This is a genomic window from Candidatus Nitrotoga sp. BS (genome assembly GCF_927797785.1).
Classification (GTDB): domain Bacteria; phylum Pseudomonadota; class Gammaproteobacteria; order Burkholderiales; family Gallionellaceae; genus Nitrotoga.
Genome location: NZ_CAKMLL010000043.1, coordinates 17,141 through 30,585, shown reverse-complemented (window position 1 = coordinate 30,585; position 13,445 = coordinate 17,141). Strand labels below are relative to the sequence as shown.

General features: G+C 46.1%; 9 protein-coding genes and 1 pseudogene. 2 read left to right on the top strand and 8 right to left on the bottom strand.

Annotated elements, in window-relative coordinates; translation table 11 throughout:
* Nucleotides 1–110 precede the first annotated feature (110 nt).
* From MJ769_RS04305 to MJ769_RS04285, 5 genes are all read right to left on the bottom strand, one after another.
* Nucleotides 111–521, bottom strand: coding sequence for a hypothetical protein (locus MJ769_RS04305; protein WP_239234596.1), 411 nt, complete (start codon nt 519–521; stop codon nt 111–113).
* An 11-nt stretch (nt 522–532) separates the two neighbouring features.
* Nucleotides 533–1,840 carry a hypothetical protein gene (locus MJ769_RS04300; protein ID WP_239234594.1) on the bottom strand — a complete coding sequence of 436 codons (1,308 nt, stop codon included), beginning with the start codon at nt 1,838–1,840 and terminating at the stop codon, nt 533–535.
* Nucleotides 1,841–1,954: 114 nt separating this feature from the next.
* Nucleotides 1,955–3,043 carry a lipocalin family protein gene (locus tag MJ769_RS04295; protein ID WP_239234592.1) on the bottom strand — a complete coding sequence of 363 codons (1,089 nt, stop codon included), beginning with the start codon at nt 3,041–3,043 and terminating at the stop codon, nt 1,955–1,957.
* A gap of 2 nt (nt 3,044–3,045) precedes the next feature.
* A complete protein-coding gene (locus tag MJ769_RS04290; protein ID WP_239234590.1) occupies nt 3,046–3,990 on the bottom strand; it encodes a diguanylate cyclase domain-containing protein in 945 nt (314 codons plus the stop codon).
* 37 nt (nt 3,991–4,027) lie between these two features.
* The gene (locus MJ769_RS04285) at nt 4,028–6,403 is read right to left on the bottom strand and encodes an ATP-binding protein (protein ID WP_239234588.1); all 2,376 of its coding nucleotides are present in this window, start codon (nt 6,401–6,403) and stop codon (nt 4,028–4,030) included.
* A 393-nt stretch (nt 6,404–6,796) separates the two neighbouring features.
* Between MJ769_RS04285 and MJ769_RS14680 the strand changes: the two genes are divergently transcribed.
* Together MJ769_RS14680 and MJ769_RS04275 are read left to right on the top strand one after the other, a co-directional pair.
* Entirely contained in the window at nt 6,797–7,084 is a 288-nt protein-coding gene (locus MJ769_RS14680; RefSeq protein WP_445083065.1) for a hypothetical protein, read from the top strand.
* A gap of 188 nt (nt 7,085–7,272) precedes the next feature.
* Nucleotides 7,273–8,443, top strand: a pseudogene (locus tag MJ769_RS04275) (IS3 family transposase).
* A 51-nt stretch (nt 8,444–8,494) separates the two neighbouring features.
* Here the strand turns inward: MJ769_RS04275 and MJ769_RS04270 are convergent.
* The 3 genes from MJ769_RS04270 to MJ769_RS04260 are packed head-to-tail and all read right to left on the bottom strand — an operon-like array spanning nt 8,495 to nt 13,115.
* Nucleotides 8,495–11,404: a bifunctional diguanylate cyclase/phosphodiesterase gene (locus tag MJ769_RS04270; RefSeq protein ID WP_239234586.1), complete on the bottom strand. Its 2,910-nt coding sequence runs from the start codon at nt 11,402–11,404 to the stop codon at nt 8,495–8,497.
* A complete protein-coding gene (locus tag MJ769_RS04265) occupies nt 11,405–12,661 on the bottom strand; it encodes an OprO/OprP family phosphate-selective porin (protein ID WP_239234585.1) in 1,257 nt (418 codons plus the stop codon).
* Between the two features lie 16 nt (nt 12,662–12,677).
* Complete coding sequence (locus MJ769_RS04260) at nt 12,678–13,115, bottom strand: hypothetical protein (RefSeq protein WP_239234584.1); 438 nt, start codon at nt 13,113–13,115, stop codon at nt 12,678–12,680.
* Nucleotides 13,116–13,445 lie beyond the last annotated feature (330 nt).

The following is a 13,445-nucleotide window of genomic DNA, read 5'->3' as shown; positions in this document are numbered from 1 at the left end:
AAAAAACAGAGAAATAAACACCGCCCAGCTAAATTTGCAGCCGATTTCCTTTAAGTTCGAAGGCTACTAGGCAAAACTCGCTGGGCAACATTGAATATATTGACGCTTCCTTAGCGGCTTATCACATTCATGTCCGGCTTCAATTCGTTTTCATCGACATATCCGATAGCGCCGGGTGTAGCTTGGACAAAGCGAATAACTTCGGCGGCACTCGATAGTTCTTTTGGCGGAATACCTTTACCAATGAAGCGGCGCACCGTCCAATAAGCGGTGTATTTGTCATCTTTCTGATTCAGATAGTGCTGCAAGAAACGATCACGCAATGCACCTGCTTTGAGATTTACCGCTGTGACATGCTTACCCTCGATTTCGATGATCTTGCCGGTAAATATTCTTTGTATGGTATTTGCGTTCAACTTATTTAGACCAGCATGGCCGATGACAACCACGTTGTCCGCATGCGCCTCGCATATCACAAGCGCCAGTAGCGCGAAGATCAGCTTGAGTTTGAATTTCATCATGGCTGTCTCCCTTAGAACGTAAAGTTGTAAGAGAGAGAAAACACATTGATGCGTTGATCGCCGGATTTTTCACCCGGCGGCGCATCAATAAAGCTGGACGCAATGCCGGTTTGAACAACAGACCATTCTGCTTTTATTTTACTTTTAAGATCAAGTGAGTAGGCGGTGCCGAATGCCCATGTGTTTTGGTCATACACCACCAGTGTATCCGCCAGGTTACGTTCAAAAGCGTTGACAGCCGGAATAATCGTTTGAACACCATTTACCGCCCGGTACAGGTCGCGGTTTTTAGTGGTTAGCTTGGCGTAGGTCAGGTAAGGTGTCCAGCCACCGATTTCTTTCTGTAGGCTTAGGTAAAAGCCTTTACTGTCGGGAGAAAGGGTTGAGCCTTCATTTTTGCGTCTGACAAACTCGCCGATTGTGCGAAAGCCGTGCCCCAAATCAATGCTGGCACCTAAATTGGTGGTAACAGTTTGTATCTTGGATGGACCGTCCGCAGCAGGGCAGTAATAGTCACCTATGAATGCCGGTGGGATGCCAATCGGTGCGCAACCGCCAGCCGGCGCGGGCACGTAAGTTGAAGGCCCCAGTGTGGTACCGTTGCGTGCCCTGGTATCGGCGAAATGTACGCCCGCCAAAAATGTATTTCCGCCGCGATTCAGGCTTAGCCGCAGTCCTTTTGACTCGAGCGACAAGGGTGCAAAAAACTCACCCGCCGCACCGCTTGGGGTGAGTATATTGCCGGGGTCACGTGCATAGAAGCGCCATGATTCATTCGTGGCGTTCCCCCAATAGCCATCAAGAGTGAATTCGTTCTCGTTAACCTGCCAGGTTTTGGCGAACGATGCTCCAATAAAGTCCACTGTAGATGAGGTGGCATAAACCTCAACCGGCAAGCGAGCGGACGTGTAAGTTGTACCTATATTGGCATTCTCGGAATTCAGGTAAAAGGGAATACGTAATTTACCTACACGAAACAACCAATCATTAGTTGGGCGGTAGGATAAAAATGCCCAAGTAATGGTTGGTTGCCAGTTCTGATTGTCACTTAGCAGTGCGGGCGGCGCGACATTGACTTGTAGCGTCGCGCTCCATTCTGGATTGAATTGGGCATTTAATTGTGCGCCGAAGATGGTGTCACGTTTTAAGCTGCCTTTTTTGTCGATATAACGTTGATAGTTGTAGCTTTGGTCGGATATGGCATAGCCTATCGTGCCATATCCTGACAATGAAAAATCGACTGCTTGCGTGGATAGGCTGACCATGCCTATCAGGAGGCAGGCAAGCTTACGTGCAGTATTCCTAAGCCGTTTTTGCATGGCCATTTACTTGGTTATGAGTCGGAACTATGCGGTTGCAGGATTTTAGAATTCAGCGCATCTATATTAAAACGCGGCAAATTATAACGGTTTGGCTTTCCCTTGGCAGGTTTACTAATAAGCAGGCTTTGGACATTTGCAATAGCCATTTAGCTCCACATAGGCCTGGCCGCTTGCCGCGCCGCTGATATTGCACGCCCCTTCCCAATACACCGGGCCGACCCAGAAACTGTGGCTGCCGCGTAGTTCCTGGTCTTGCACGGCAGGCTGCACGGTGAAGGTTTCGCTGCCGATTGTCACCGTCCAGCCGGCGGGATAGGTGCAGCCGGTGGTGGGGCTGGTCCAGTAACCCAGTATGGTCACGTCGAATTGATGCGCGGCGAGAGTTGTGGTGCGCCCCTGCGCGTCGGTGATTGAACCGGATTTTTCTACCGTGGCATCTGCGCCGTTGAAATCGAACAGCATGATTTGGCGGTTGTCTGCCAGTTCGATGGCAAACCATTGCCAGCCTTTACTGATCGCTTGAAACAGTTCGCCGTACTGGCGGTCAAACCAACTGGTTCCGGTAACATTGTAAGATTTTCCTTTTATACTCAGGGTGCCAGTCGTCACCATGTGGGTACGCGAGTAATAGTAGGTGTAGCCGCCAAAAACATAGGGGTGTGCATCGCCTCCATAGTGCAGCGCGGGCGGTTTTGTTGACTGCAGGTCAATATCCAGTACGTAATCACCGATCACGCTATGCAAGTGATCTGTGCCATTGCCACCCACCGCAGTGACAGATTTGTGCGCACCGGCGCTGAGCTTGAAACCATTGAGGGTTTTGTTGGGGAGATGGAATTCTACAAATTCCTTGAATTCAAAGCGATTGCCGTTCACATCGGTGATGGCTGCTTGCACCAACTGATCACGCATGAACAGAAAAGCATCGAAGCTAAAAAACACCACTTCAAAACCGAAATGCTGGCCGTCTTCCGTTTCCAGATGACCCGTCCAGTACCACCATTGCACCTGCTCGGTGGATAAAAATCCATCGTCTGCTGGTAGGCTCACAGAACCAATCAAACCGCGCTTTGGGCTAAACCAGCACATAAAAATGACCACCACAAGCAGTATCCACGGCAGTAATGGTGGGTATTTTAAAGCCATCAGCGCCAGAATCAGCACGATGAGCCAAGGTAATTTTTGCCAGATTGCGCGCATGCTTAGTCGTTCCTCGTCCTCGGAATGGATTTATTGTGATGCCAAGACTTTACCTGATTGCGCCCAGATTGTTTGGCGAAGTAGAGCGCTTGGTCAGCTAGCTTGAGCAACTCCGCCGCTGAGTTTGTTTCGCTCTGGGTGTTGCAAGCGACACCGATGCTGATCGTTATATGTGCTGCAGCTAGTGAGTGGACGTGGGGAATCTGTATGGCGGCAACGGTTTCACGCAAGGATTCGGCCACTTTGCGCGCACCTTCCAGATCGGTTTCTGGCAACAAAACGACAAATTCTTCGCCACCGTAGCGCGCTAGCAAATCCAGCGGACGGTTCACCTCAGCCTGCATGGCTTGGGCGACCCGCGTTAAACACTGATCGCCCAATCCGTGCCCATAGTGGTCGTTAAACAGTTTGAAGCAATCCACATCCATCATCAGCAAGGACAGTTCATATTGCTGCCGTGCCGCACGCCGTAGCTCGTTGTCCAACGTGTCGTCGAAACGACGTCGATTGGCGACTTGTGTTAGCCCATCCATGAAAGAAAGCCGTTTTAACGCATCGGTTTGCAGCTTGAGTGCAATGTGATTACGCACCCTTGCTCTGATAATCGGTGGGCTAATCGGCTTATGAATGTAGTCCATTGCGCCCAGCGTCAGTCCAAGTTCTTCATCTTCGGTTTGATTGCGGGCAGTGACGAACAACACGGGAATATCACAGGTATCTGGATTGGCTTTGAGGCGCTTGCAGACTTCATAACCATCCATCTCCGGCATCATCACATCCAGCAAAATCAAATCCGGCGAGTTGGTCGCTACCAGCTCCAGGGCTTTAGCGCCGCTGGTCGCCAACTGAACACGGTACTCATCGCGCAAGATACTGCTCAACAAGCTGAGGTTTGAGGGGACATCGTCCACCAGCAAAATAGTCGCGCGTTCGGTTTCGGCAAACATGGGATTGCACTCCGCTAGGTTTTAAAGTTTTAGTGCTTCAAGTTTCCGGCAACAAGTCCAAAGCAATATCAAAATCAAAATTTTCCAGCGCCATCGAGATGCGATGTACGGTTTGCACTGGCATTTTGCTTGCAAATGCGGGCTTGTGAGTTTGCCACAAATCTGCCGCCTCAACATTGCATTCTCCCAGCAATATTTTGAGTTGAGGCAAACAGTCTGGCCATTGGCCTGGTAGCGTGACAGTCGCTGGTGGTGCACTAGCTTTATGCGATGGCAATTCGGGCACATGCTTCGACAGCCCCCTGAGTAAATGCCGCAGCGCCTCAGGTAATACAGGTTTGGAGAGAAATAGATGAGCATTCAATCTGACGACTGTGTCGTGCATGATATCCGTATCGTAGGCGGAGACGATGACCGGCAAAGGCTGGTTGTCTGTAGGTTGTGCGAGCAGGCTGCGCAAGACTTGTTCCCCATCCATATCGGGCATGACCCAGTCCAACATCAGCAGATGATAGGGGCGGCCTTGTTGCTGCGCCTGGGCAATCATCTCTAGCGCAATCTGCCCGTTTTCGGCACTGTCGATGCCGGCTTCCGGTGTCTGACCCACGCCAAGATGACGCAATATTTTGACCAGCACCATGCGCGATTCGGGTTGATCGTCCACGACCAAAACGCGCAGAGTCACTACACCGGGCAAACTCGCTGGGGAAGCCATGCTCTGTTGCGCACGCAAGAGGCAAGCAGTAAAGATAAAGTGCGAGCCTGCATCGGGTTTACTTTCTACCCAGATACGCCCCCCCATCAGCTCAACAAAACGCTTGGCAATCACCAATCCCAAGCCTGTCCCCCCGTATTTTCGCGTAGTAGAACCATCCGCCTGACTGAACTCTTGAAACAAGTTTTCTATCTGTTCCGCCGTCATGCCGATACCTGTATCGCTCACGGCAAAGCGCAGTGTCATCGATTCGGCATTTTGTGCGTCAATACCCAACGTCAACTTGACATGACCACTATGCGTAAATTTGATGGCGTTGGATAACAAATTGATGAGGATTTGTCCCAGGCGCAGCGCATCCCCAACAAAAGCGCCGCCTTCACCTAATAAATGAGGGGTGTCTATTTCAAACAATAATTCCACTTCTTTTTCGTAAGCACGCTGCTGCAACAAGGCCAGAGCGTTGGAAACCACCTCCTCAACCAGAAAGCGATTTTGTTCCAGCTCTAGCTTGCCAGCTTCAATCTTGGAAAAATCCAAAACGTTGTTGATGATGTCCATCAGCATCTTGGCGGCGTTATGCACCTTGGAAATATAATCGCGCTGACGCGCATTCAGGCTGGTCTTTAGCGTCAAGTAGGACATGCCTAGAATAGCGTTCATGGGGGTGCGAATTTCATGGCTCATCGTAGCCAAAAACATGGATTTAATCTTGGTCGCCTTCTCGGCTTGGTTGCGCGCTTTTTCCAATGCCAACTGTACAGTTTGGCGGCGGCTGATATCAGCTTCAATTGATTGCGCCATGCTGTCAAACGTCTCGTTCAACACGGCTAATTCATCTACCTCTGAACCCCGTGCCGAATCCAGACGGGTGCGGCTAGTGTAATCACCTGCCGACAATCGGTCGGCAGACAACTTGAGTCGCTCGATCGGCTTTAATACCTGAAGACGCACAGTGTTAAAAGCTAATCCAACCAGACCGATGGAGACCACCATGCTTGCCAACAAAACCATAATGAGCCGCTGCAAGCGTGCGGTTGCTTGCTCGACCTCGCTCTGGGTGCGTTTGCTGACTTGTTCCTTTAGTCCCTCGACAGCGTGTGTCAAATCAGCTTTCAGCCGGTTATAAACCTGACTGTAAACTAGCTTGCTGGCAAAATCGAGGCGAGGAGCCCCTTCAGAAACGAATACGCGTTTGTCCGGGTCATAAAGCCCTTGCGTAGCGGCAAAAGCGATTTGTTCGGTTTTCTCCATTGCCTCAGTGGCTGCAAAAACCCGCGTTAGTGCCTGGAGTTCCAGTGCGTTGAAACCCAAAGCGCGCATCCTGTCCGTTAATGCAACGCGTTCACCTTGTTCAGGTATGACATGCAGCACCCGCTCTGCAATCACATCATCCCAATAAATCGCGGGATCAAACATGGCAGGCGCAGGTTTTTCGCCCTGACGTATGGCGAGGATGTCGTAGTAATAAAACAGATAGCGCAGCTCGCCAGTGGTCGTGTACGCGCGGACCAACTTGGTTAGCTGCTTGGTCTCTTGTTGCAGTTCGTTGGCCAATTCAATGGACAGCCGCCGATGCTCTTGCACGGCCAACATTTTGCTGTATGCCTGATCAATCAGCACAACACACAACATGTTTGCACCCAACACCAGCAACACCCCCACAGAAAACCATATTGAGAGTTTGCGCAGTTTCATCGGTACAGGTGACCGTCTACAGAGGTGTATTCACATGGATTTGGCATATTCGGTCGCGTATAACTGCTTTCAGCATAAGTTCCATCATCGTGCCACAAGTTTCACCATCAGGCCATTAGGGTTCACCATCAGGATAGCTGAATTTATCAAATGCTCTAAAACACCTGTCGAACTTACCGTCAAAGCTGCAAACAATTCGGGCTTATCAAGCTGAAATTGTATTTTCAGCTTTTCATCAAATCAGTTGTCAGTCTCTCATTAACGGTCATTTCCACCGAAAATTAATCTTTTCCTTCTTGCATTACCCTGCCAAGACAAACATTCGCTTCAGTTTCCACCTCATCGCGACCAGTATAAACTCGCTTTTGATGTTTCCAATCCACACAGTGAGAATTGTCGAAACCCCAGTATCGCTCTAGTCTGTCAGGCGTTGCAGATGACAATTGGACAGAGGCAAACAACGGTTGGACTGTATTGCATTCGGATCAAGTTAGTCAGTACGCCAGCCACGAATTCCAAGACTTACTGAAACAATATGGCATCATTTGTAGTATGAGTCGCAAAAGTAATTATTGGGATAATACAGTGATGGAACGTTTCTTCTTGAAATTTAAGATGGAGCGGGTGTGGCAATGGGAGCATGCAAACCAGATAGAGTCCACGCAAGACATGAAGGTGTAAATAGTGGGATTCTATAACTGCACATGACGGCACATAGCCTTGGGAAATTTTGCACTCAAAGTTTACGAAAAACTGTTCGCAGCAAAGCTGCCTATCAAGGTGTCCGTAAAAACTTGACCAATAGATGGTGAAGTAAGCTGAGAGAAATGGACACCAACGTTTTGTTAAACTTGAAACGGAGGTGTGAAATGAAGCAAAGAATACCCAACACAATTTTCAGCAAAGAATTTCGTGAACAGGCGGCCAAGCAAGTCACAGAAGAAGGGTTAAGCCCGAAGGAAGCTGCCTGGCATTTGTCGATGCCTGTTTCCACATTGAAGTATTGGTTAAAGGCCGTGCAAATTGGGCGATGTCGGCAAGACACAACGGCCGTTAACCGAGATTGAACTGGGCCTAACCAAGACCCAACGTGAACTGGCGGAAATCAAAATGGAGCGCGACCTGTTAAAAAAAGCGGCAGCGTACTTTGCCAGGGAAGTGCGGTGAAGTACGCGATGATGAAGGAATGTCAGGGGGATGACCCGGTGCCGTTTATGTGCCATATCTACGAAGTTTCGCCGAGCGGTTATACCGCTTGGCTTGGGCGTTCACCATCAAAACGGGCTCAGAAAGAGGGGCGACTGGAAGTGGAAATCCGAGCTGCCCACCCGCGCACCCGCGAGACCGATGGTCTCGAGCGACTCAAGGAAGATTTGGCTGAAAACGGCGTCAATACCAGTGTTCACAGCATCAAATGTATTCGTGTGAAATGGGGGATACGCTGCAAACAAAAAAACGCAAGTTCAAGGCGACGACGAACCCGGATCACGTCATGCCGGTTGCGCCAAATTTGCTGGAGCAGACATTCAAGGCGACCGCCCCCAATCAGATCTCGGTGACCGACATCACCTACATCCCGACGGATGAGGGTTGGCTCTATCTGGCAGGCCACAAAGATTTGTTCAGTGGCGATCTGGTGGGATACGCCATGAGCGAGCGCATGACCTAAAATTTGGTCAGCTAATCATTGTTTCGCGGTATAGCGACAAAATGCCCACCGCGCGGACTGATACACCACTCGGATCGGGGTAGCCAGTATTGCGCCTATGAGTACAGAAAATTGCTCGATCAGTTCAGCATGGTGCCCTTGATGTCGCGCCGGGGAAATTGCTACGACACGCCCCCATGGAAAGCTTCTGGGGATTACTCAAAAATGAATTAGTGCACCACCGGCGCTTCAAGACCCGCGCCGAGGCCATTCAGGCCATCACCGAATACATCGAAATATTTTACCGGCGGCAGCGCAAACAGGCACATTTGGAATATCTGTCTCCTGTCGCATTTGAGCATCAATTCTATAGGAGTAGGTTAGCAGCATGAACCCGTTGGTGTCCATTATTGACAACCGACCTCAAACCACAATGAGCTCTATCAATTGGACACAGAATCAACCTGAAAAAAGTCGCTATAAAGCGCTGGTTTGCCGATAAAATATCCCTGAGCATAGTCTATACCCATCGTTTCTAATAGAAGAAGTGTTTCTTCATTCTCCACGAATTCAGCTGTAATCGTCTTATTAAACCCCCTCGCCACACTACACAATGCTTTTACTAAGATTTGATCATCTTTACTATTAACCAAATTTTGTATAAATGAGCCATCCAATTTTATCGAATCAACTGGCAGCTCTCGCAAATAATAAAAAGAGGAGAACCCAACACCAAAATCATCAAGGACAAAACCACAACCCAACTCTTTAATTTCTATCATAAGGCTGCGGGCACCCGGTAAATCTTGTAGTGCTGCTGTTTCGGTTATTTCAAATACCAAAGTCCCAGGATCTACAAGATTGCGCTCAAGCTCCCGTTTAATTATTGGCAGCAATTCGGGATCATTAAATGCATGTGCAGACAAATTAATTGAAAGCTTGATACTTGACCCATGCTGATTAATTTTAGCAACCAGTGCAATAGCCTTATGCAACACCATATGATCGATTGCATGAATTAATCCTGTATGCTCTGCCGCTTGAATGAATCCGGCAGGTGAAAGCACTGAGCCATCTCTATCACGCATACGTAGCAGCACCTCATAGTACTCAACATCCTTGCTTTTGATATTTGCAATGGGTTGCAAATAAAGCAGAAAATTGCCATTTAAGTGCGCATACTCAATTTTTTCTTTCCAGTACACAAGCGTATGCATGCGCTCACGGCTACGGTCTTTTTCAGAAAATAAATACCATCCTCCGCGACCACTCTCTTTAGCTTGATACATCGCTAGATCTGCAATTGCTAACAAATCATGAACATTACACCCATGCTCAGGGAAAAGTGCTATACCAATACTGGCTGAAATTTTATGTGTCCGACCGTTTATCGTTAATTCCGCATTGCCTAGATAAGCAAGAATCTTCTTGGCAACTTCAATGGCATCCTCCACCTTAATTTCAGGCAAAATTATTGCAAATTCATCACCACCTAAACGTCCTGTGATGTCGTTAGTACGTACCGTGTTAGATAACATATCCGCAACCATTCTGAGCAATGCATCACCCGCTTGGTGCCCACTTGTGTCATTGATATATTTAAATCTATCGAGGTCAAAGAATAAAAGAGCGCCTGGTCGCTTATATCTATCAGCCCAACTTAAAGTTAGTTCCAACTCCTCACTAAAGCGACGCCGATTAAATAAATTTGTTAGAGGATCATGATCCGCAAGCCAGGCTAAATGGCCTTCAACTCGCTTGTATTCCGTGATATCCAGACCAACCGATAACACTGCCGAATCATTTTCTGAATGCCAATTCAAACGTGAATGCAACCAAACAACTTGACGTATTGAGCCATCCTTACAATTTGCCATTGCTTCATGACGAAATTGCTCTCGTTGGCCAAGATATAGTTCTTCAAGACTAGCAGATAGATCTTGAATCTCGCCTTCTAAAGCAAGAATGTCAACAAAAGGTGTTCCCCGCAATTCGCTTACTTTATACCGTATGAGCATCTCACCATAAGCATTAAGTGTAAGAATTTTTCCATTCGCATTTTGCGTCAAAACAATTACTTGTGCTGTATCAAGTAAATTTGAAATAAAATCTCTTTCCTTACTTAACTCGTCCCTTTGCTCAACCAACATCTTTGTTCGGTCGGTAACTTCATTCTCAAGTCGTTCTAATTGATGTGACAATTTCTCTGCAGCGTTGTAAAGCACATCAACCTCATCACTGAATTGATTTGCCTGCTTAGGCAATAGAAGTGAAGACCGAAATTTTTCAAAATTCGCTTTGGCCAGCAATGGTAATACTAAAGTAAAGCTCTTCAAACGGGACAATGTTCTGGTAAGAATCAGAAGCAACAATATTTCCGAAAAGACAAGGCCAAATAACCCAATTAATGCAATTTTCAAAATTGATTCATGTATATTTTTAACCGCTCGCGTTACATCCGTGATGATAATAAAGTATGCCTTACCAGATGCAACGGAAGTGACTAAAGGAAATAGTTTGATTTGCTGATAGCGATTGTCCCAATTAAATTCAACCCCTGGTTCCAAGCTACTTAAATCTGGAAATAGACGCATCGCTTGCTTTATTAGCTCAAGATTTATTTTGCTATTAGTAAGCGCAATAATACGAACACCCCAATCAGGCATTAATGTTTTTTCATAGTCAGAAAAATCTTCTTGAGGCTTAATTAGCAAACCGATATCAGCATCTGATATGCTTTTAAACTTCAAAAAAGCATCTGCCAGAGAAACGCCCATTGCCACCACACCTGCTTTTTCACCTTGAACCAATAATGGTGCAATAATAAGCTGCTCGCAGCGGTCCTTACAGAGTATGGGGCTAAGTGGCTGTTCAGTTTGATTTGCAGTATCAACCCAACTGGTCATGGCATCTTCTTTACAACCATGCATTGCATCATGTTCGCAGGTGATGGATTCATACATACCCCAGCTCGCTATAAGTTGACCCGATGTACTATAAAAGCGAACAAATTCCACTCCATTATGGAATTGAAGTAATGGCCAATGTTGATCAAAAGCAAGTTTTATTTTCTCTCCATTATTTACTCTTAAAGCCGCGCCCATACCCTCCAAAATTGGAATAGTCTCGACTATTTGATGTAAACTTTTAGACGAATCCTTAATTAAGGTACCCACCTCACGCGCATGTCGCTGATACTCCGAATCCTGCTGATTCTCAAAATTTGCCATCTGTCCAAGATAGCTAACAATACAAAATGAAACGACTACCACCAATAGAATCAGACTGCTTAATAGCAATATCTTCCATTTCAGACTCAGAAATGACAATTTCTTACTCTTCAAAATTTTCACTTAAAAACGATAAGATGCTTGTACGGCAAAAAGATCCCAGTGTTGACGGGTGTCTGAAGGGCTAGGGTTTTCCAATGTTGAAAGCCAAGCGGTTCCATTTACGTTATGATATTCAGTACGTAGCATAAATGCTGGGGTAACATTCCAACGTAAACCTACTGTAATATCTTTAGCAAAACGACTGTACGCAGGACGTCCTGATGCAGCAAAGTATTGTTGACCACTACGGTCCGCTCTGTCTGTAAAGAGAGCATCGTAACGTAAAACACCTTCCCATTTCGGGGTGAAGCGGTAAGCACTCTGGAAATAATAGCTTTCACCAGTGAAATCTAGACTATCAAATCCTGGATGATTGAAATTTTTATATTTAAAATGGCGAATCGCATATTCTGAAGTCAGACTCCAGCGTTCACCATTGTATTGTGCAGAAAAGAAAACAGGTGTGAACTGTACGTTCCCCGAAGCTAAAGGATCATTTGCTGCCGGATCATAACCCACGTCTAACCATATTCCACTAAGGGCTAAACGAATTTGCTTATTATTGGTTTCATAAATTCCACGTCCGATATAGGACAATTTCTTGGTTAAGTTACCCGCTCTATCCCCCCCTAAAAGAGATAACTCAGTATCTTTATCACCAACTAATGGCCTGAACACTCCAAATTGCACAGACAGACTCCCAAGACTTTTATGAGAGGATTCACCATATAAATGTACCGCATCTCCCGAAAGCCCAAGATTACGAGTTCGGTCAAAATAAATGGATTGCGGCAATAAAATACTTGGGCGTGTAAAGGCTACATCGCGCGTGTCATTATAAAATCCAAACGGATTTTTTAATCTTCCGACCCGAATTCCAAATTGATCCGTGTCACGAGAGAACAATCGATAGTCAGCAAATCCAAAATCGAGTCGTGGCTCACCCGAATTTCCATTGCCAGCACGTCGAGATAAAACCTGAACTGACAACTGTAGCTTTGGTAGTGGTTGAGCTAAAGCATTAAGCCCTACCTCAGTAAAACCGAAATTTCCGTTTCCATCTGTATTTCCGAAAAAATCATTATCTGAAGTTGAAATAAAGGCTTGACTTGCGAATCCATGAATTTGCAAATTGTATGGTAACGCTACTCTATCAAACCAGTCTGTTGCTGATGTTACAAGATTTTTATTTGCTAGATTGTTTACTTGTTCCTGAGCTTGCGCAGCACTATGCCAGAGTACAGTCGATACGATTAGAATTTTAATAGACGAGTACATATAACGATATGCACACTTATTCAATTTTAAGTACATGGACATTATTATTGATGTGACTAATTTCTAAATATCCGATTGAGCCAGGTGTACTGGCAATCTTAGTTAACATTTCGGCGCTTGAGGAGACACTATTCGGAGCCTGGCCAGTACCCGAGAACACTAGCCGATCCCAAGTCAATCGAAGCTGATATGGAAATACATGTAACTTTTCTTTTGCAAATCTTTGGTGCAAAAAATTGTCATCTGGCAGTACAAAAACTTTAATTGCTGTTCCATCTGGCCACGCTTTTAACTGCATGCCGAAGATGGCTCGTAATGAATTCACAGATAGACTTTTTACACTAAGATTAGGATGCGTAACAATTTCGTATTGCTCATTTGCCCATCCTTTTGTTATAACGCAAAAAAAACATATCAATAGAATTGAACAGTTATTTAGGTTATTTTTTAACATTACTATTCATACAAACCAATATCCAACTTAAAAAGGATTAAATTCAATTTAATGAGTACAACAGCTCTGTTTCACATTGCGTTGCAGAACGTATAGATGGTTTTACTGTAACGATAAAACTGTTTGGTGTTGTTATATTTTGGCCTTGATTGTGCACGTTAATGTAGCATAAATGACTAACTCACACCCCAAGCTGTCGCTATTGAGCAAAGACACTTATTCCGCCTTAAAAACTCACGTTAGCTAGTCGCTTGACAGTATAGTTACGCTACAACTCGAATACTCATTGCTTTGTCTGCGTGACATATGACTTTCAGTCTACAAAGCTTT

Bases quoted from the DNA above. Each gene is read 5' to 3' on its own strand.
- MJ769_RS04305 (WP_239234596.1), bottom strand. From the start codon at position 521: ATGATGAAATTCAAACTCAAGCTGATCTTCGCGCTACTGGCGCTTGTG.
- MJ769_RS04300 (WP_239234594.1), bottom strand. From the start codon at position 1,840: ATGCAAAAACGGCTTAGGAATACTGCACGTAAGCTTGCCTGCCTCCTG.
- MJ769_RS04295 (WP_239234592.1), bottom strand. From the start codon at position 3,043: ATGCGCGCAATCTGGCAAAAATTACCTTGGCTCATCGTGCTGATTCTG.
- MJ769_RS04290 (WP_239234590.1), bottom strand. From the start codon at position 3,990: ATGTTTGCCGAAACCGAACGCGCGACTATTTTGCTGGTGGACGATGTC.
- MJ769_RS04285 (WP_239234588.1), bottom strand. From the start codon at position 6,403: ATGAAACTGCGCAAACTCTCAATATGGTTTTCTGTGGGGGTGTTGCTG.
- MJ769_RS04265 (WP_239234585.1), bottom strand. From the start codon at position 12,661: ATGTACTCGTCTATTAAAATTCTAATCGTATCGACTGTACTCTGGCAT.
- MJ769_RS04260 (WP_239234584.1), bottom strand. From the start codon at position 13,115: ATGTTAAAAAATAACCTAAATAACTGTTCAATTCTATTGATATGTTTT.